A 19,013-nucleotide genomic window follows, 5' to 3' on the forward strand; every position below is an offset into this window, starting at 1 on the left:
GCCTACCCCCACCAGCAGGCCTGCCAACAGCATAAGCGGCACGCCACCCGCTGGCTCACCAATCACTGCACCGGGCACGCCCGCCACGTTACCCAGCCCGCCGCTCACTGCCATCACCAGCAGCGGTCCGCTAATTAGCCCCGCTAAAAACGCCACCCGCCAAGCGCTATCGCCTTTGGGGCGCTGAGTAATTAAGCCACCAATAATGCCGCTGATACCGGCAATGCGGCCTAGTGCGCCCATCAGCCACACTGCTGAGAGTCCAATCAGCACACCGCCCACTAGCCCGTGCAGGCTCGCTATCCAATCCACATCTAGCTCCTTATGTTACCCAACGCTCGTTGCCTAACGCTTGGTTTTACAGGTGGATATACCCATGAGCGAATACACCGGGCAGAAATTGAATAGCCCCGTTGCCAATGGCACGATCCCTATCCATCCCCACGGGCCAATCGTGCCTATCAACGCCAGCACGATTAACAACAAACCCACGCCAATACGCGCTATTTTGTCAATGCCGCCTACGTTAGTTTTCATCGCTGTTTCCTGCCCATTCATGTGTCGTTAAGTAAACCCACCGCCGCTTAAAACCAGTTAATTGGTACTTTTAGGTATACCTGGCCGTTATCTTCGGCGGGCGGCAGCTCGCCGGCCCGCATATTGACCTGTACCGAAGGAATAATCAGACGTGGCATTCCCAGCGTGGCATCCCGTTCGGTACGCATTTTGACGAACTCTTCCTCACTAATGCCGTCATGGACGTGCACGTTCGTTTTGCGCTGCTCAGCAACGGAAGTTTCGTGCTGAAATAACTCGCGCCCTGGCGCTTTATAGTCGTGGCATAGAAATAGCCGCGTTTGCTCGGGCAAAGACAGCACTTTCTGAATAGATTGATAGAGCGTGCGAGCATCGCCACCGGGAAAATCGCAGCGCGCGGTGCCGTAATCCGGCATAAACAGGGTATCGCCCACAAAGGCGGCATCACCGATCACATAGGTCAAACAGGCAGGTGTATGTCCAGGCGTATGCAGTACACGCCCCTTTAGTGCACCAATTGCAAAGGTATCGTTCTCTTTAAATAGCGCATCAAACTGGCTGCCATCCCGAGCAAACTCGGTGCCTGCATTAAACGCTTTACCAAAAATCTCCTGCACCTCGACGATATGAGCACCGATGCCCGTTTTGCCTCCTAACTGATCATGCAGATACGGCGCTGCGGAGAGATGGTCGGCGTGGACATGGGTTTCCAATATCCAAGCCACTTCCAGCCGCTTTTCACGGACAAACGCTATAATTTGATTAGCTGAACGAACATCAGTGCGCCCTGCCGCGTAATCAAAGTCCAGAACAGAGTCGATAATGGCGCACGCGCTGCTATCAGGGTCTTGCACCACATAGCTGAACGTATTGGTTGGCTCATCAAAGAAGTGGGTAACGATAGGGCGCTGCATTCTGGAGCCTCCTGAGGATGGACTGCTATCAGTGGATCTATACAGTGAGTGTAGCGCAACAAAAATTATATGTTTATATCATTTTGGAATTTAAATGGTGTCATAGATCAGACATTTTTTATTAATTAGACTAAGGTATAAAAAACTCTGGCCGATAAAGATCAGGGTTTAATTACTAATTGGAATTTTTTTAACAGGGACATCATGAAACGTTTGACAACGACGCAGAAACTTTGGGGCACACTTGGCATCATTTGGATAGCGATGCTGCTATTAGTAGGCTGGTTGGCGTGGGAAAACCGCCAAACGATTGAAAACGAGCGTCGCGCCAGTATTGAGCACATTGTAAAAAGCGTTCACGGGCAGCTTGAGGCCTTACAAAAACGTGCTGAGCTTGGTGAACTGACGGAAGCGGAAGCGCAGCAGCGGGCCATTGATAATATTGCCAGCGTACGCTTTGGCGAAGGCGAATATGTCTTTGCTTTTGATAATAATCTCGACATTGTGTCTCACCCCAATCGCCCCCGAGGCGAAGATATGAGCAGCTATCAAGACGCTAGCGGTACACGTTTATACGCTGCGTTTCTTAACGTTGCTCAGGCTGGGGGCGGTCATGTGGACTACTTCTCACGCCGTATTACCGGTGACGGCCAAGTGCCGAAGGTTAGCTATGTCGCGCATCTACCGGAATGGGGATGGTCGTTGGCGGCGGGGGTTTACGTGGATGACATCAACGCTGCCTTTATCTCCGAGCTAATCCGCTCAGCGATTGTTTTGTTAGTGATTGGTATACCGGTGACTCTGTTGATGGGCTGGGTTATTCGTGATGTTGCTCGTCGATTAGGTGGCGACCCACGCTATGCGGCCTCCGTGGTGCGCCATATCGCCGATGGGGATTTGACCCAAGTCGCGTCCCTTTCGACTAACGATCAGCAAAGTTTGCTTTATGATATTAACCGCATGCGCGAGACCCTAGCCGACACCATTAGCGACATACACCACGGTGCCGACCAAGTGAATAACGGGGTAGAGCAAATTGTGGGCGTGAACGAAGAGCTCTCTACCCGCACTGAAGAGCAGGCAGCATCGCTTGCCGAAACAGCTTCCAGCATGGAGCAACTGACGGCGACAGTAAAACAGAATGCCGAGCATGCCGATCACGCCCGCACACTAGCCACCAAAACTGCTGAGAGCGCCCAACGTGGTAGCGATGCCATGGCATCGGTGATTAATACGATGGCTACCATCAACGAAAGCGCTACCCAAATGAGCAGCATCGTGAACACCATTGATGCCATCGCTTTCCAGACCAATATTCTGGCGCTAAATGCCTCGGTGGAAGCTGCCCGTGCCGGGGAGCAAGGCCGTGGATTTGCCGTCGTCGCCAACGAAGTGCGCCAGCTGGCAAGCCGTTCTGCTTCTGCCGCGCAAGAGATCAAGGGGCTGATTGAAAATGCGGATGCCCAAGTTGTAGAAGGCAGCCGCCAAGTGAGCAATACCGGCAAGGTGATTACAGGCGTCGTTGAAGATATTCAACAGTTGAGTGCTCTGGTCCAAGAAATCTCCGCCGCTACCATTGAGCAGAGCAGCGGTATCGAGCAGGTCAATCAGGCCGTGACGCAGATGGATCAAATGACTCAGCAAAACGCGGGGCTGGTACAGCAGAGTAACCATGCTACCCAGCAGCTAGCACAGCTAAGCACCCAGCTTCGCCACTTGGTGACTAACTTTAAGTTAAATAAAGAAGCGCACCAGCCTGCTATTGCCGCGCCAGCGGCTCACTCCTCCTCCTTCAGCGACTTTTAATAGGCATTGCCCCTGCCCAACTAGGCGGGGGCTTGCTCACCTTACTTCCCAGCTACACCTTGCCCTGGTTATCCAACTCTACCGCCTCATGCATCCGCGCCAGTATGTCGGGTACAGCTGCCTGAACGCGGTTCCAGCTAGGAATAAATGGCCGTTCGCGGGGGTTATCCAAAAACAGGTTGCCCGCTTCCAGCAGGTTGCTGGCAAATAACTCCACCGCCTGCTCTTCACAGTGACGGTCTAAACTCAGGCCGTTCATGGTGGCGTCGTGGTCGTAGGCTTCGATCAAATCGAGTGCTAAACGATAGTATGTGGCTTTTAGCGTGCGGAAGTCTTCACTGCTAAAGCTTACGCCTTGGGTGGCCAGCTTGCGATACAGCGCTTTAGCGATGTCCAGGCTCATGCGGTTAAGGCCTGCATTGGCGTCATCTTCGCTAACGGGCTGATGCTTGTGGTCGTAAGCATCGGCAATATCGACCTGACATAGCTGGCGGTGGGAGTAGTTGCGCTGCAGCTCAGAGAGTACGCCAATTTCCAGCCCCCAGTCGGCAGGAATACGGATGCCTTCCAGCACATCGCTGCGCATTGCGAACTCCCCAGAGAGCGGGTAGCGGAAGCTATCTAAGTAGTCCAAATAGGGTAGCGGCCCGCATACCGTTTTTAGTGCCCGCAGCAGCGGCGTCACCATCAACCGAGAAACGCGGCCGTTCAGTTTTCCTTCCGCGATGCGCGGGTAGTAGCCCTTACAGAAGCTGTAGTTAAAACGTGGATGCGCCACGGGGTACATGAGCCGAGCCAACAGGCTGCGGTCGTAGGTCAGGATATCGCAGTCGTGTAATCCCACCACCGACGAGCGGCCAGACGCCAGCACGTAACCTGCGCAGTACCACACATTGCGCCCTTTGCCTGGCTCTAACGCTCCCAGACCGTGGCTTTCCAGCTCGGCGTCTAACTCGCGTAGGCGTGGCCCGTCGTTCCATAGAATGCGCGTATGCTGGGGCAAGCGAGAGAAAAACTCCCGGGCGTACAAGAATTGCTCACGGTCGGCGCGGTCCAGGCCAATTACAATCTCGTTGAGGTAAGGCACCTTCACTAACTCATCCACGATGGCAGAAAGCGCCGGACCTTCCAGCTCGGAAAACAGCGACGGCAGTATCAACCCCATCGGGCGACGCTTAGCAAACTGACTCAGCTCCTGCTCCAGTGCCTCTACCGGGCGGCGAGTTAGGTTATGAAAATCGGTGATAACGCCATTTTGATGAAAGTCACTCATTCGCTGATCCCCTTTTGGGTTAGGCCGTTTCTGGTTGTTGGCTGAGTACCGCCGCTAGTCGGCGGTCGTCTCGCCCCCACCAGTGGGCCACCCCCTCGGCCCAGCCTGTTGGTCCAGTTTCCTTAGTGCGATAAAGCGCTGTGTTCGTGGGTGTGACGGTTAAGTCGTGGCAGCCTTTAATCACGACGGCCTGATCGACGGCATCGAGCATGGAAATATCATTGGGGCCATCGCCTAGCCCTAATGAGAGCGGCGCACGACCCCGTAAAGCGGTAAATCGTTTAACAAGCCAGTCAACGGCACTGCCTTTATCCGAGGCCTTACCCATTACGTGCCAAAAGCGCCCGCCTTGCGTCAGCGTCAACCCATCGCCCTCAAGCGCTAAGCGAAAGTTTGCCAGCGCGGCCTCGTCGTCTTCCCAGATAAGCGGCTCGCTGCCTTCACGCTTTCGGGCAGCCTTGGCACGGGGTTCATCTAAACCGGTAAGCGCCATGACTTGGGTAATATCCAGCTCACTCATACGGGTATAACGAACGCCCAGGCGTTTGCGCCAGACGTTAAGCCGTGCCCGGATAAAGCCCACATCTACTCCAGTGTGTTTAACCACCACGCCATCCAGGCCACTACCTGGGCGGTCTAGCCGTGCGTGACACCAGCCCGGTGGCAGGCCAATCACAGCGCCGTTTTCCGCCACAAATGGGGTAGCTGTCAGGCCTAGCGCTTCACGCAGGGAAATAAGTTCGGCACGGGTTTTACTAGTGACCGGTATAACGGGCACGCCCTGCTGTTTTAGACGCGCCAGCCAAGGCGCTGCCGGTGAGAAGTCATAGCTGTGGTGGTCTAGCAAGGAACCGTCTAGGTCAGTGACCACCAAGCGCGGTTGAAGCGCTGGGGCAGCACTATCGGGCGACAGCGCTATATCAGGCAACTCAGCCTGAGTATGTGCAGTGCGAGTCTGTTCGGTCATGGCACCACCTTATTGCAATCTTAAAAGCCGTTACGCAGTCGTCTCTTTCAGATAAGCAATAAAGCAGAATGTATGCCAATGAAGTTCATCTAATATAAATCAAATACTTAAAATCAAAGAAAGGGCGCTGAAGGCTTGAGCACCAAAAAAGCGCATCAGAAAAGCACCAAATAGGTGCAAAAAAGGTGAACTAATTTTTTCATTTAAGATGTCGGCCTAAAAGCCTACAAAAAATTGCACAAGCGCTTGGCAAAATCTCATAAATAGCTATACTCATATTGTACTCACTGACATCCATGTACACCCCCTCACCTGATGTCAGTGGGCTGCAGTGAGCCAAGCCCTTTAATGCCCGCCACCCCCGGCGGGCTTTTTTTATTGTGCTTACCCTTTGGCTAGTGCGCCCTACTCCACATGGATGACCACTTCCACCCGGCGGTTACGGGCACGCCCTTCTGCCGTGCTGTTATCTTCTAACGGCTGGGTCGCCGCTAGGCCCACTGCCCGTAAACGCTCAGAGGCCACACCCGCCTCCTCCAAGGCTTCTACAATGGCGATAGCACGGGCGCTTGAAAGCGCCCAGTTAGATGAAAACTCCGGCGTGTTAATGGTTTGGCTATCGGAGTGCCCCTCTACCCATACTTCACCATCGTAGCGCTGAATGGTTTCCAGCAGGCTACCCACCAACGATGAGCCGCCTTCGGTAAGCTCCGCCGTAGCAGAAGGGAACAGCAGCCTATCTTGCACCCGCAAGCTAATACCCTCCGCCACACGGGAGACCTCTACGCCCTCTAAATTTGGCAGATACGCTGACGTTTCAACGCGCTCAGGCAGGCTTGTGTCCAGCGCTAGGGCGCTGCTGATGGCCTCATCGCTGATTTCCTGAACATTAACCGGGGGGCGATCCGTCAGCAGCACCATATAATCTGCCATGGGCGAAGCGGCCACCTCTTCTTCTACGCGCACCAAAGGAGTAGGAAGTATAGGTGTCAGGCGTTCAGACAGCGTCTTAACGAACGGTAGCTCATCGGCCGACGTTAGCTCTGCTGGCTCGGGGAGTGCTAATAGCGGCGGCACGCTAAAGGTGGAGACAGAACGGGTGGGTAAACCTGCCACACCCAGCGCGGCACTAATCGCCATCGGATTTAGCGTTCCAGGGGCGGATGCCAACATCGGGCTACGTTGTGAACGAAATTCATCCAACACGTCGGGCAGCGGCACTTCCAGCGGTGGCGCAATGAGGTTATCAGGCTCAACCTGGTTATCCGCAGATGACCACTCCGGGCTTGTCACCCCAGCTGCGGCGATAATAATCACAAACAGTGCCACCAACAGCGTCATAATGTCGATGTAGCTAATCATCCAGCCGCTATTGCTCTCGTCTTCGGGGTACGCAGACAACAGCGAATCATGGCGTGGGCCGCTGCGGTGGTCTTCAAGCATGGGTGTTATCACTCATTCAAGTTTCTAACCTCGTGGCCGATCTAAGCTAAGCATGGCAAACTAGTCTATCAAATAGCTGTTTAGTAGCGATAAGGAACTATCAGGTGCGCATTCTTCCCACGTCATTCCCCATTGTCCACTTTTTACGCCCCGTTGGCCTGGGAATGGCCAGCCTGATGCTGAGTGGTTGTTTTTATGCCAACACATCACAGGCACCTATCGCCACCACTTACCCTTACACGGAACAGCAGCGCATGCAGACGGCCCATCACTGGGATGTACTCGCACGCCATGAAGCTACCCAAATTCTACAGCGCGAACGCGTGCGTTTTCGTGATTTTTACATCACCCCCGCAGAAGAAAGCAGCGCCTCTGCCTATAGTGGCGGCGAGTTTGGTCGGGGCTTTCGTACTTTGCTCACCAGCGAGCTAGTATCACGCGGCGCGACATTGATGACCGTTCCCACAGCGAATACCGCCAACATTCATGTCGGTGTTGAAGTTGTGACGCATAGAGATCGTGGCTTTATACGCCCGCCCGTGGGTGCATTCACCGCCTTAACCGCTGGCATTGCTGTGGCCACCATTCCTTATAATCAGTGGAGCGAGCCAGCCCTGGGCCTTATCCCTGGCGCGATTGCTGCCGATATTACCAGCGGCAGCTGGACGCATACCGGCAATGAAGAAGTGATTATTACCACCCAAATTTTAGACGGCGAACGAATCCTCTACTCCTCCTCCAATATCTATTACATTAATGCAGGTGACCGCCGTCACTACGCGCCGCACCGGGTTCCCCAAGCACCCACCACACCCACAGTTTCTATCACCGACACTTGGTAATGTTTATGTCTTTACGATCTCTGTGCGCTCCTATTCGCGTAATGATGCTGCTGTTCGCTATGCTGGTGCTAACAGGCTGCTCGACGCTAGGCAATAATGCCCAACCGGAAGAGCCTAAACCTGATCTTTCTCAGCTTGCCCATCAGGCAGCGCAGCAGATGGTGGCGAACAACCCAGACCTGACCCGCTACAGCCCCATGATTGCCGCTACCTTTGTCAGCATCGATAACCTAAGCCAATCCTCTACTTTTGGCCGTATTAGCTCGGAGATCATGGCGTCCGCTTTGGCACAGCAAGGCATGCAGGTTCGCGAAGTCAAAATGCGTGACAGCATGTTTATTGAAGAGAGCGTGGGTGAACTTATTCTCTCCCGCCAGGTTCAACGTCTTAGCGCCCAGCACAACGCCCGCTCGATTTTGATGGGAACTTATGCCCAAGGGCAGGATTACCTCTATGTGAGCGCACGGGTAGTTCGCGCTGGCGATGCCATGGTATTGGGTAGCGCAGATTTCCAGCTACCGCTCGACAATAACATACGTAGCCTACTGGAAGGCCAAGGAGGCTGGTAACGCCCCTTCGCTTAACCGTTACGCACGGAACTGATTTAAAAGGATTCTCATGCCTACAAGGCCTGCCACCAACAAAACGCTGATAGTGGTTGTTAGCCGTTTTATTAAGCTATTTGCTAACATTACCAAGTTACTGAGCTATGTCTTTCACGCTATTGTTCCCAACAAGCGCTTCACGCTGCCAGAGCGCGCCGCGCCCTGGTTAGCGCCTAAAAATGATTCGGTAGTTCCACGTATTATTTGGCAAACCAACTTTACCAATAAAGTCACCCTGCCGGTTTATCTCAACTACCTGTTCAACCGCCTGATGGCCCCGCGCTTTGAGTATCGGTTTATGATTACCGAAGCCCGAAAAGCATTTATTGCCGAACACTACAACAAAGATATCAATCAGCAGTACTCCCGGCTGCAAATTGGTGCCGCCCAGGCGGATTTTTGGCGCTTGCTGGTACTGCAAAAGCATGGCGGGGTCTACCTGGATATCGATGCCCACGCCATTTGGCCACTTGGCAGCGTGATACCTAACGATATTGACGAGCTTTATGTTACTACCCGTAAGGGCGAGCTAAGTAACTACTTTATTGTCAGTAAACCCAACAACCCTAATCTGGCGCTGCTCATTGAGCAAATTAGCGTCAATATTAAGCAGAATGAGTTGACTAATGTGTTCGACATTACCGGGCCTGGGGTATTTATCCAGTGGCTAACCCACGCCAACGTGCCTACCGTGTCTTACCGCCACGCCTGTAACCAGGGCAGCTTTACTAACGAGCACTTTCAGTACATTGATAAAAAAGCGGGCAAATGGACGCGGGAGCAAAAAACCGTTGCGGTTGTAGCGCCTGCTTCTGCGGACGATACACCTGACAAAACAAGCTAACTCCAAAACATGGGGCTATCATTTTCCCTTTTAATAATATGCCCCACATTGCAAATAATTGCTTACTAGTAGCTGCTAAAAATCAGCACTCATTCTCTACAGCACTAAAAGTAGCAGACAGAATGTGGATCTTCCCTTTGACCAACCTGTTCACAAAATTATTGCCTCCACGTCAGGCAATACGGTGGCTACTTCTAGCGCTTACTTTATTACTTCCCATTAATGCCTTCGCCTCTCCTCTGGCATTAGGAAAAGATATACCCTATGCCGTGATGCCAGATAATTCCTTGCAACAAACGCTGGGTCAAGCGTATGCACAGCTAAGCCACAGAGAAGAAACACATACCGCGATCTTCTCACGTGGCTATACCCACATACCACACTGGCTACACTTTAAACTACCTGCTCATTTTTTTGCGGGTAATGAGCGTTGGCTTGTACTAGCCCCAAATTTTATTGATGACATCCGTTTCTTTTATCGACCAGAAGGCAGCCAAGAGCCCTGGGTAGAAAAACGCACCGGAGACACTTGGGAAGGTAAAAGAGGCGATATTGACTATCGCTTTCCGGTGTTTAGGCTTCCCCCGCCGCCAGATAGCGTTAAGGGCTATGAGGTGATGTTGCGAGCTGCTACTACCAGCGCTCTGTTACTAGACTTAGAACTCTGGGAGCCACATCTCTTCTTGCAACATGCAGCACGTACCACTAGCTTTTGGGCTTTTTACTTGGGTATTGCCGCTATTGCCAGCCTGTTAGCCTTAACATTAGCGGCCCTGCTACGCAGCAAAAGGCTTTGGTCTATTACTGCGGTATCCAGTGGCTATGGGCTAGTTGCTTGTGTTCAAGGTTATGTGGCCTGGGTAGTACCTAGTATCGGCCTGACATTACAGCATTATTTGACCAGTATATTTACTTTAACCTCTTATGCCGCCCTATTATGGATGAGCACTGAGGTTATGCAGTTTAAGGAGAAAATCCCTTGGGCTCACAAGCTAATGGCCGGCACGGCATTGTTCACCCTCTTGCTGATAATTTGCGTACCGTTAAACCTTTATCAAGAAGCCATTTATTTACAGGCTATCATCTACCTTTTCACTGGCATTATCTTCCTGATTGCTTGTCTCTACATCTGGTGGAAAGAAAAATTTCAACTTGCAAATTTAATTCTAGGAATTAGCCCGCTATTACTTATGCTGGTTAGCCTCTCCGGGCTTATGTCGATGCTTCACTGGCTGCCTTACCACTCATCCATCTATGTAATATGGCAATACGGCCTTATTATCAATATGCTTTTAGTGGTTGGAACAGTCGTTTTCCAAGTGTATAGACAGCGTATCGAAGCGCTTAATAAGAAAAAAATGGCTGAAGAGTTACACTTTGAGAGAGAAGCCAGGGCGCATCAACGTCAGTTTATGGGGATAGTCGCCCATGAATTCCGCACGCCGTTAGCCATTATTACCGCCAGTTTGGCCAACCTTCGCCAAGTCAGCTCTGGCAACAACCATCAGGTAACCCGGCGTTATGAAAAAATCGAACGGGCCACAGAGCGGCTTGTCCAGCTAACCGACAACTGCCTCGCTGATGCTCGACTGTCAGCAAGCCAGCTGAGTATTGAGCGCCACCCACACTCGTTGCTAGCACTGATTACCTCGGCGGCTTCTTTGATTCCTCTATCGGACCATCATAGCTGGAAACTGACGCAGGAAAAGCAGGCGATCAACGCATACACACACCCTGAGGCAGAAACGGCAAGCACGCTTGCGATTGACTCGGCCTTAATGCGTATTGCACTCTCTAACGTCATTGATAATGCCGTCAAGTACTCACCCGGCGGCACTATCCATATTGATTTATCCCGTCAACAGGATCATTGGGCGATCAGTATACGCGACCAAGGCACAGGAATTCCTCCTGACCGAGCGGGCATGATCTTTGAGCGTTACCGCCGAGCAGTCCCGAGTGATTCATCACGTGGCGTCGGTCTAGGGCTCCACGTAAGCCGTCAAATTGTACGAGCCCATGGAGGGGAATTAACGCTAGCGGAGAATACCTCGTCTGGCTGTCGGTTTATCTTTACACTGCCTGTACAACCAAAGAATAGTCAGGAAGCTTAATGAAAAACCCCAGCACTCCAAGCATCGCCATTATTGAGGATAACGAAGACCTACGAGAAGAAGTAGAGTTCTACCTGCAGCACAAAGGGTTTCCTGTGTGGGGCGTCCCCAGCGCTGAAGCCTTTTGGAAAAAGCTGCATTTTCACCCTGTCGATATTGTGCTGATAGACCTGGGGCTGCCAGAAGAGGATGGTTTCAGCGTCGTCGAGCACCTGCGTCAACTGTCCAACTACGGGCTGGTTATCATCACCGCTCGCGGTGAAAAGCACGAGCGGTTACGTGGCCTTGACCTGGGGGCGGACCTTTTCTTAGTAAAGCCTATTAACTTTGTGCAACTAAGCGATGCGCTGATACAGCTTGGCCAACGGCTGCAAACCACCCAAAACGTTAGCCCTACGCCCACCTGCCAACTTAATCAAACGGGCGCTTGGTATCTTGAACCGGCATCCTCTCAATTGGTGGCTCCCGACGAGACTGCTATAAAGCTAACGCCAAAGGAATTCGACTTACTCAAAGTACTGGTGGAGTCTTCCAACCAAATATTTGACCGCTGGGTACTCCACGACCTGCTGTTTGACTATGCCGAGGAGCCTGATGTCCATCGTATTGACGTTATCCTCAGCCGCCTACGGCAAAAAGCCCGAAAACAGGGCATGACGTTGCCCCTGCGCTCCGTATTTGGCAAAGGCATCGCCTTTGTCGTGGAATCATAACGAGCGCATCGCTGGAACGAGCACATCCCGGCTACCCAAAACGCGCATCAGCTCATCAACCGTTGTCAGCCCCTCGCGCACAAGGCGTGCGCCTGTCTCCCAGATAGAGACATGGTTACTGGATGTGAGCAGCCCTGCCAGCTCAGCACGCATTCCTCTTTCCTCCACCCATCGCGCCAATGGCGCATCAACAATCAGCATTTCATAGACAGGCACCCGCCCATGGTAACCAGTCTGTCGGCAATGCTCGCAACCCACCGCTCGAAAGTGCTGAACCTCCAACAACAGAGACTCAAACCCTGACGGGATATGCTCCGGCGTCGCCACCGGCTCCTTACAGTGCGAACATAGGCAGCGCGCCAAGCGCTGATTGATACAGCCAATAAGCGTTTCAGCCAAGGCCTGCGGGGTAATCCCAAGCGCCATCAAACGGCCAACTACGCCAGAAACACTATTCACATGCAGCGTAGAGAGCACCAAATGCCCGGTTTCCGCCGCACGGATCGCAGCTTCTGCCGTTTCCCCGTCACGAATTTCACCTACCAACATAATATCCGGGTCATGGCGCAGAAAATGGCGAATCGCAGTATCAAAGGTATAATTCGCCTTGCGGTTTACCTGGGTCTGCGAGGCCACCGGCAGCTCATACTCAATCGGGTCTTCCACGGTCAGGATACTTTTGCCCGTCATCCCCAGCGGCCGTAGCCCGGCATGTAGAGTGGTCGTTTTCCCCGAGCCAGTAGGCCCGGTCATCAGGAAGATACCGTGCGGCTGCTGAAACAAGCCTTGGAGACACTCAAGATGCTCCGGTGCAAATCCCAACTCTTCTAGCCCGGCTACCGACACCCCCTTGGGTAACAGGCGCAAAACAACGCTCTCCCCCTGAGGCGTGATGCTAGTGGAAACACGAACATCATAGGCCTGATTATCCAGGGTGACCGAGAAGCGACCATCCTGGGGCCTTAGGTTGTCCGAGATATCCATTGCCGAGATAACCTTAATTGCCGACACCAGCCGCATCAGCTCCCGGTCAAGCGCCATGATAGGGACCAGTACGCCATCAATACGAAACGCCATATGCAATGACTGCGGCTCTGGCTGCAAATGAATATCCGTTGCCCGCTCGCTTACCGCCAACACCAGTAGTTGATTGATCAACTCATCAATGGGAAATGAGCCCTGCGTATCCTGGCGCAGCTGGCAATATTCACGCTCGAAAGCAGAGAGCGCTGAACGCTGCCGCAGTGAATAGGCTGACTCAATACGCCGCGCCACGGCGACAAAGTCTCCCTGCCTCAGGTTGGGCGTTAAGCCAGTACGGCGCTGAATTAAGCTCGCAGCGCGCTCAGGGTCAGCATTACCCAATACGGCTTCTAGCTGCCCTGCCGCAATACGCAGCGGCAACACGCCGTGAGCTAAGCACGCCTCTCGGGTAAATAACTGGAGCACTTCCGGGTCTGGGGTAGGCCACTCCTCCTGGCTGATATAAGGCAAGCCGTGATACTCAGCGAGCACACGCGCCAAATCGCTGTCGGCCACCAAGCCCAGGCGAACCAGTATCTGATTGAGTGATTCACCGGTCACAGCCTGTTTTTGCCGCGCATAAGCCAGCTGAATAGGCTCAAGAATGCCCAGGCGTAAAAGGGTATCGCCTAGCTCTGGGGCATCCGTTCGCTGGGAGATAGAAGCGACTATATCCATCATCGATCCATCAAATAGTAAGCCGTTAATGTAGCTATCTGGGATTCGTCGAGATTAGTGGCAGTGGCACTACCATAAGCCACTCCGCTTTCCAGGCTCCACTCCTCACTGCTAGTGGTTGTAAGCGCCGCCTGACTCTCCTCACGAAAGCTACCAAACCGTGCATCGGCATTGCCGTCCACTAGGCTATCCAGCATACGCGCTAAGTCTGGCGTCAAACCCTCTAATACCAACACATTCTTGCGTTGTACTACATAGCTCCCCGCACTACTGCCCGGCACGCTCCACTCGGTATTGAGAAAACAAGCGCTGACATCTTGCGGGTTGCCATTACTATCCAAATAGCCGTAGTGGGTCTCGTAGCCTTCCGAACGCCCCTGAGGCATCGTCACACCTGCCGCGTACATGGCATTGCGCAAATCCAGATTGCACAACTCGCTATCATCTGCACCATTCACCTTACCGGTCGGTGTTGTTTGATTATCGCCAGGCGCAACGCCCACACGGTCTACATGGCTAAGAAATGCCAACTGCCAACCCCGCACAAAGCTGGTCGCCATATGCTGGTAGACGGTATTGCGCTGCAAGTTACTGCCCAAGGTCACGGCACTGATGATCAGCGCCACCACAATCAAGGCCATGGACATTTCCAACAATGTAAAACCGCGTTGGCGAGTCAAGGTGATTTTCGTCATAAAAGTCTCTAGCAACCATTATCGGGCAGAAAGCGCATCGTTATCGGCGGCAACAACATTGTCATCAACGCTGTCATGTAACTCGTCCAAGTCCTTAATAAGTAAGTCCAGCTCATCCAACTGGTCGCGCACTTTATTTAAATTATCGATAGCCACGAGCTGTGCAGCTGTCGCCGTACCTACCAAGGCAGTGTTGCCGCTAATCGCACCAACGGATGCCCCCACTGCGGCCGCAGTAGCACCTGCAGTATTAATGGCTGATGCTGTCGCGGTAGGTGCGATGGCAGCGGCGGCGGCCACCGAGGCTGATGCCGAAGCAATAGAAGCGCCTGTTTGAAAGTTATCGGCAAATGCCATCTCTTCGACCAACGCTAGCTGAGCGCGATAATCACGAATGGTCTGTCGGAACATCGCCAACATGGACTGAACGTTAGGGTGCGCGTGCCCTGCCGTAGCCAGTTGTGCCGAACACCCTAATTGCTCCCACAGCTGGTTAAAGCGCACCACGCTAACACTATCGTCATAATCACGGCTGCTACGGCGAAGCGGGTGCTCAACGCTAAGTCCGTCAGTGTTCACTCCGTCAAACAGTGAGCCATTACCGTTACGATCCGCCTGCCCAGGGTTCACCAGCACATAGGCCACCACTTCACTTGCAGCTAGATATTCCAGCGATAAAGATTGGTCATTGACAGTACTCGCCTGCGCCACACCAAGCGCGCGACAGAGGTCCGTTGGTGTTATGCTTTCCATAGCAGTCAGTTCCGCAACCGGGGGCAATCCTGAAACCAGCGTAGGCTGCCATCGATCGCTCGCTTTCGTCAGCTCAGCATCATTCATTGGCGTATTATCGCGGCGAGCATAAACAACATAGCGGTAGTCGTAGCCGTAAGCGTTGCGCAGAGGGGCGCCGATCCCTACGGTCAAATAAGGGAAGCCGCCAGCTACCGCCGGACAATCTTCTAAACCATCCTGATTAGCATCGGCACAGGGCAGTCGGCCGGTAGTAAGAGCAAAGCCAGCGATAGCATTCTGTGTATCGCTGACGTCATTAATGGCTGATTCCACACTGGCTAGACGTGTCATTGAGGGCACCAACGACACCATGACAGCAGTTATGAGCCCCAAAACTATCAGCATCAGGGAAAGCTCAATCAGAGTCATACCCTGCTGCCTGCGCCCTACATTCATTGGAACCACCCCTTCGTATCTCGGTCTAGTGCCAGTTGAGCTGTCTGGTCTCGGTACGCCTTGGCATCATCGCGAGCCACCTCTGCCGCTTCTCGTTGTTCCACGGCTGTGGCCAATTCCTCTGTTTTCTCATCAACCTCTTCTGCCGTGCTACTTAGCTCTTCTACTATCATAAATGTCGCCGCTGCCGCATTAATGGCTGCAACCGCCACCCCACTTGCCCCGGTGGCACTGGCCAACCCTGTGGCAATGTCGTTAAGGCCCATTGCGATGCTTCCCGCTGAGTTGAATTCCGCAATCAAACGCTTAAGTTCGGCGATTTCCAGATTGGTTTCGCGGACTTCTTCACCAAATATGCGAAACGTCAAGTAGAACTCATAAGCACGCCAAGCATCGTAGGCCGCGTTAGCCTCACGGGTCGCCGCGCTTACACGTGCAAGGATGGCTGGGCAGTCGAGCCGGGTGGCCAGTTCGGCAAAACTCATGGCAATTACACGGTCGTCGTATTCATCGCTTTGGCCGCGCCCCGCCGACTCATACTCCAGCCCGGTCGCGTTTAGGCCATCAAATGGTCGCCCGTCCCGGTCGGCATCAAGCGGGCCAGGATCAACAAGCAGAAAAGCTGGATTGATGCCACGCTCACCCGTATGCGACTGCACATGGGGTTCGGTAGCCTGTAAACCACCGGATACACCAAGCCTGAGCCCTTGGCAAAAATCTAACGCGTTTTTCTGCTGTGAATTAGCGCCGTTCAACAATAAGGGTTCATAGCTGACCTGCAGCGCTACCAAGTTGGCGTTAGTGTGCTGATAAGCCGCATAGTGAAACGGAAAGCCACTTTCATTGATCAATGGCTGGCCAAGGCCAACGGTACGATAGGGAAAACGCCCGCTGCGGACATCACAATCCTCGAAGCCATTACCGTCGGAATCCGGGCAAGGCAAACGATCATGCTGTACGACAAAGCCCACGGTCGCATTCACGGCCAACTTGACACGGTCAAGAGCAGGGGCAGCGCTTTGAGCACTACCCAACACGTTTAAAGCCATAGGAGCCATGGCGAACAAGAACCCCAACACAGCAAAGGAAAGAGTCATTTCCAATAGGCTGAACCCAGTCTGGCGCTGCGTACTCATCGTACGGTTCCTTTGCTATCCAGTTGCTGCACCAAGTTATCCATACCGCTGAACATCGTTATCTTCTCGGCCCTTTCTCCCACAGCGGCACATACGTCAGCGTCATAGTACTCACCGCCTTCTTCACATACAGGGTTGGAATTTTGAGCATCTTGCCACGCCGCACAGGAGTCCTCATCGTAAGCGTCGCTTGAAGCATCACAGAAATCTTGATCAGCGCTCCCTGCACTGCTGCCGGGCGCACCAGCAGTACAGCTATTGGTCTTAGTGTCATAATCACTATTGGAATTAAAGGCACAGTCGAGCGCACCGTAGGCGTCATAAGCACCGTCGGCCTCAGTACGCGCCGCGTCGGCCTTTGCACGTAGAGCCTCTACTGCATACCAGGCTTCTCGCTCCGCCGTGTAGGCCTCGACATGCGCATCAAAGGCTGTCACCAAGGGGCAAACTTGTTCATCGATGCAAGTGGAAGTGGCTTCGAAACCCTGGCGAACCTCGGCAATACGATTGCTGGCAAACACTCTTGCAGCCTCTGCGTCGGCATCAAGGTCAATGGGATTACCATTTTCATCGGTAAATGGGTTGCCATCCTCATCCACTAAATCGACATTGCCCATTTGCTCTGCCGATGCCGCCGTGCTGAGCCAAGCATCAATAACGGGCTCAACCCCGATAATGACATCGGCCTCGTCTGGTGGATCTTCCGGGTCTAGATCTTCTGGACGCGGGAACCCGTAAAGGTCATCAAATGCGTTGTCTTGGCTATCACCTGACAACTTACGAATCTCGTCTTCTAGCGTATTATTGCTGGCAACAGCAGCTGCCTTTGGCCCTGATTCGTACTGTGCTAATTCATTTTGATAGGTGCTTTCAGCCTCCTGAGCAGCCACATTAGCCTGGGCATATTTATCCTGTGCATCATTGACGTTGTCCTGAGTAATCCCCAGCTCACCTTCAAAAGTGTCTGGTACTCCCGCCTTATCAGCGATGGTGTCATACAGCGCTGTAGAGGTAATTTGTAAACCCAAGGCAGTGCCAGAAAGACCAACCGCAATACCTGACAAGGTAACACCACTGCCAGCGGCAGAGACGGCCGCCGTATAAACAGGCACCAGCGCACAGCCAGCAAAGGGCGGTACCGCGCAGGTGGCCGTGGCCGTTGCTAACAAACCGGTCGAAATCGTCTGAACCTCAATAGCACCACTCAACCCAGCCACCGCCTGCCCCATAGACCACGCGGTCAACGCACTACCCACGGCATTCATTAATACCCCCTGGTCTGCACTCTCCTGGTTAGACTCAGCAAAAGCGATGTTCTCCTCTTCCAGCGCAATCGCGTTGGCCGACAGGTTTAACGAGCGCTGGCTTATTTCACAGTGCAACAGTTCGTAAAGCTCGGCGAGGCCGCGCCCTTGGGTAATATCGTCGTAGTTTGCGGAAACCGGCGTTTGCGAGGCATTGAAGCCGGTGCTGCTCGTGCTGTTCAGCCCGTCGTAGCGATCGTCATTAATATCGCTATCAGCATTAGAGGCTCCCGGGCTGGCCAGCATGTAGGCCATAGCTACCGCTGTGTCGTTGGTGTCACTGATGTGCAGATAGTTATCGTTCTGCGCCAACTCTGAGGCGTCTTCCAACGCTGAACAGAAATCGAGCGTATTCTCATTGCCCAGATCATACGCCGTTGCATCGGCATTGGTGGGTTTGAAGCGCTCGGCAGTTGCTGCCAAATCGGCGTCTGCGACCTCATTACGGTAGACCCCGTAAATCATCGCACGGCTCCCCTGCTCCCCCACCGTATAACCCACTGCAGCCAGCCCTAGGGTGCGGTAGGGTAAGTTCCCTTTTTGCGCCCCCCCACTACAATTTTCAATCCCATTCCCAGTAGTATCAGGGCAGGGCAACCGCCCATTCCAAGCGGCGAACTGGCGTAACTGTTCATCGGCTGCTGCCAGCGCTGTCTCTGTATTTTGCTGTGTTACTTGAACACTGACATCAAGGGTTTTGTAAAGCAGTGCCGACACCAGCCCTGTGAGCAGCGCCAGTAAGGCAAGTAACTCCAGCAGCGAAAAGCCGCGGCAATGACGTGTTTGAGCCATTGAAAATTGGGGCATCACGAATCCTATTCAGCGAAGCTGTGTGCTTTGCGCAATGAGGTCGTATACCGGCAGCAAAAACACCACCACGACGAAGATGAACAGCGCGCCAGCCAAAAGCAGTACGGCGGGTTTGATG

Annotated in this window: 17 protein-coding genes; 6 read left to right on the forward strand and 11 right to left on the reverse strand. The window is 53.2% G+C overall.

Going from position 1 to position 19,013, the window contains the following annotated elements:
• The 3 genes from BIS10_RS10670 to BIS10_RS10680 form a co-directional block, all read right to left on the reverse strand.
• A partial coding sequence (locus BIS10_RS10670) for a YeeE/YedE family protein (protein WP_253505175.1) occupies positions 1-312 on the reverse strand: 312 nt, incomplete at its 3' end.
• 33 nt (positions 313-345) lie between these two features.
• The gene (locus BIS10_RS10675) at positions 346-537 is read right to left on the reverse strand and encodes a DUF2892 domain-containing protein (protein ID WP_083025610.1); all 192 of its coding nucleotides are present in this window, start codon (positions 535-537) and stop codon (positions 346-348) included.
• Positions 538-584: 47 nt separating this feature from the next.
• Positions 585-1,451, reverse strand: coding sequence for an MBL fold metallo-hydrolase (locus BIS10_RS10680; protein WP_083025608.1), 867 nt, complete (start codon positions 1,449-1,451; stop codon positions 585-587).
• 204 nt (positions 1,452-1,655) lie between these two features.
• On the opposite strand from BIS10_RS10680, the gene BIS10_RS10685 reads away from it, so the two are divergent.
• The gene (locus BIS10_RS10685) at positions 1,656-3,257 is read left to right on the forward strand and encodes a methyl-accepting chemotaxis protein (protein ID WP_253505177.1); all 1,602 of its coding nucleotides are present in this window, start codon (positions 1,656-1,658) and stop codon (positions 3,255-3,257) included.
• A 52-nt stretch (positions 3,258-3,309) separates the two neighbouring features.
• Here BIS10_RS10685 and BIS10_RS10690 read toward each other — a convergent pair whose 3' ends face one another.
• From BIS10_RS10690 to BIS10_RS10700, 3 genes are all read right to left on the reverse strand, one after another.
• Entirely contained in the window at positions 3,310-4,530 is a 1,221-nt protein-coding gene (locus BIS10_RS10690; RefSeq protein WP_253505180.1) for a glycosyl transferase, read from the reverse strand.
• Between the two features lie 19 nt (positions 4,531-4,549).
• The gene (locus BIS10_RS10695) at positions 4,550-5,497 is read right to left on the reverse strand and encodes a mannosyl-3-phosphoglycerate phosphatase (protein ID WP_083025605.1); all 948 of its coding nucleotides are present in this window, start codon (positions 5,495-5,497) and stop codon (positions 4,550-4,552) included.
• Between the two features lie 405 nt (positions 5,498-5,902).
• Positions 5,903-6,940, reverse strand: a complete 1,038-nt coding sequence (locus tag BIS10_RS10700) for an OmpA family protein (protein ID WP_253505183.1) — start codon at positions 6,938-6,940, stop codon at positions 5,903-5,905.
• A gap of 164 nt (positions 6,941-7,104) precedes the next feature.
• On the opposite strand from BIS10_RS10700, the gene BIS10_RS10705 reads away from it, so the two are divergent.
• The 5 genes from BIS10_RS10705 (at position 7,105) to BIS10_RS10725 (ending at position 12,058) form a co-directional block, all read left to right on the forward strand.
• Positions 7,105-7,782 carry a hypothetical protein gene (locus BIS10_RS10705; protein WP_253505203.1) on the forward strand — a complete coding sequence of 226 codons (678 nt, stop codon included), beginning with the start codon at positions 7,105-7,107 and terminating at the stop codon, positions 7,780-7,782.
• 5 nt (positions 7,783-7,787) lie between these two features.
• A complete protein-coding gene (locus BIS10_RS10710) occupies positions 7,788-8,351 on the forward strand; it encodes a FlgO family outer membrane protein (RefSeq protein ID WP_253505186.1) in 564 nt (187 codons plus the stop codon).
• A gap of 49 nt (positions 8,352-8,400) precedes the next feature.
• Complete coding sequence (locus BIS10_RS10715; RefSeq protein WP_253505189.1) at positions 8,401-9,231, forward strand: glycosyltransferase family 32 protein; 831 nt, start codon at positions 8,401-8,403, stop codon at positions 9,229-9,231.
• A gap of 137 nt (positions 9,232-9,368) precedes the next feature.
• On the forward strand, positions 9,369-11,345 hold the full coding sequence (locus BIS10_RS10720) for a sensor histidine kinase (protein WP_253505192.1): 1,977 nt from the start codon (positions 9,369-9,371) through the stop codon (positions 11,343-11,345).
• Positions 11,345-12,058: a response regulator transcription factor gene (locus BIS10_RS10725; protein WP_083025594.1), complete on the forward strand. Its 714-nt coding sequence runs from the start codon at positions 11,345-11,347 to the stop codon at positions 12,056-12,058. The genes BIS10_RS10720 and BIS10_RS10725 overlap by 1 nt, the downstream gene beginning before the upstream one ends.
• On the opposite strand, the gene BIS10_RS10730 is transcribed toward BIS10_RS10725, so the two are convergent.
• The 5 genes from BIS10_RS10730 to BIS10_RS10750 all read right to left on the reverse strand — a co-directional run bounded on the left by BIS10_RS10730 (position 12,053) and on the right by BIS10_RS10750 (position 18,892).
• A complete protein-coding gene (locus tag BIS10_RS10730) occupies positions 12,053-13,759 on the reverse strand; it encodes a GspE/PulE family protein (RefSeq protein ID WP_253505194.1) in 1,707 nt (568 codons plus the stop codon). The genes BIS10_RS10725 and BIS10_RS10730 overlap by 6 nt on opposite strands.
• Positions 13,759-14,454: a type II secretion system protein gene (locus BIS10_RS10735; RefSeq protein WP_083025590.1), complete on the reverse strand. Its 696-nt coding sequence runs from the start codon at positions 14,452-14,454 to the stop codon at positions 13,759-13,761. The genes BIS10_RS10730 and BIS10_RS10735 overlap by 1 nt, the downstream gene beginning before the upstream one ends.
• 18 nt (positions 14,455-14,472) lie before the next feature.
• Positions 14,473-15,540, reverse strand: a complete 1,068-nt coding sequence (locus BIS10_RS10740; protein WP_139794506.1) for a hypothetical protein — start codon at positions 15,538-15,540, stop codon at positions 14,473-14,475.
• A 101-nt stretch (positions 15,541-15,641) separates the two neighbouring features.
• Complete coding sequence (locus BIS10_RS10745; protein ID WP_253505197.1) at positions 15,642-16,781, reverse strand: type II secretion system protein; 1,140 nt, start codon at positions 16,779-16,781, stop codon at positions 15,642-15,644.
• The gene (locus tag BIS10_RS10750; RefSeq protein ID WP_253505200.1) at positions 16,778-18,892 is read right to left on the reverse strand and encodes a hypothetical protein; all 2,115 of its coding nucleotides are present in this window, start codon (positions 18,890-18,892) and stop codon (positions 16,778-16,780) included. Before BIS10_RS10750 ends, BIS10_RS10745 begins: the two co-directional genes overlap by 4 nt.
• Positions 18,893-19,013: the final 121 nt, after the last annotated feature.

The sequence above is a fragment of the Halomonas sp. 707B3 genome, assembly GCF_024158645.1.
GTDB classification, from domain to species: Bacteria; Pseudomonadota; Gammaproteobacteria; order Pseudomonadales; family Halomonadaceae; genus Vreelandella; species Vreelandella lionensis.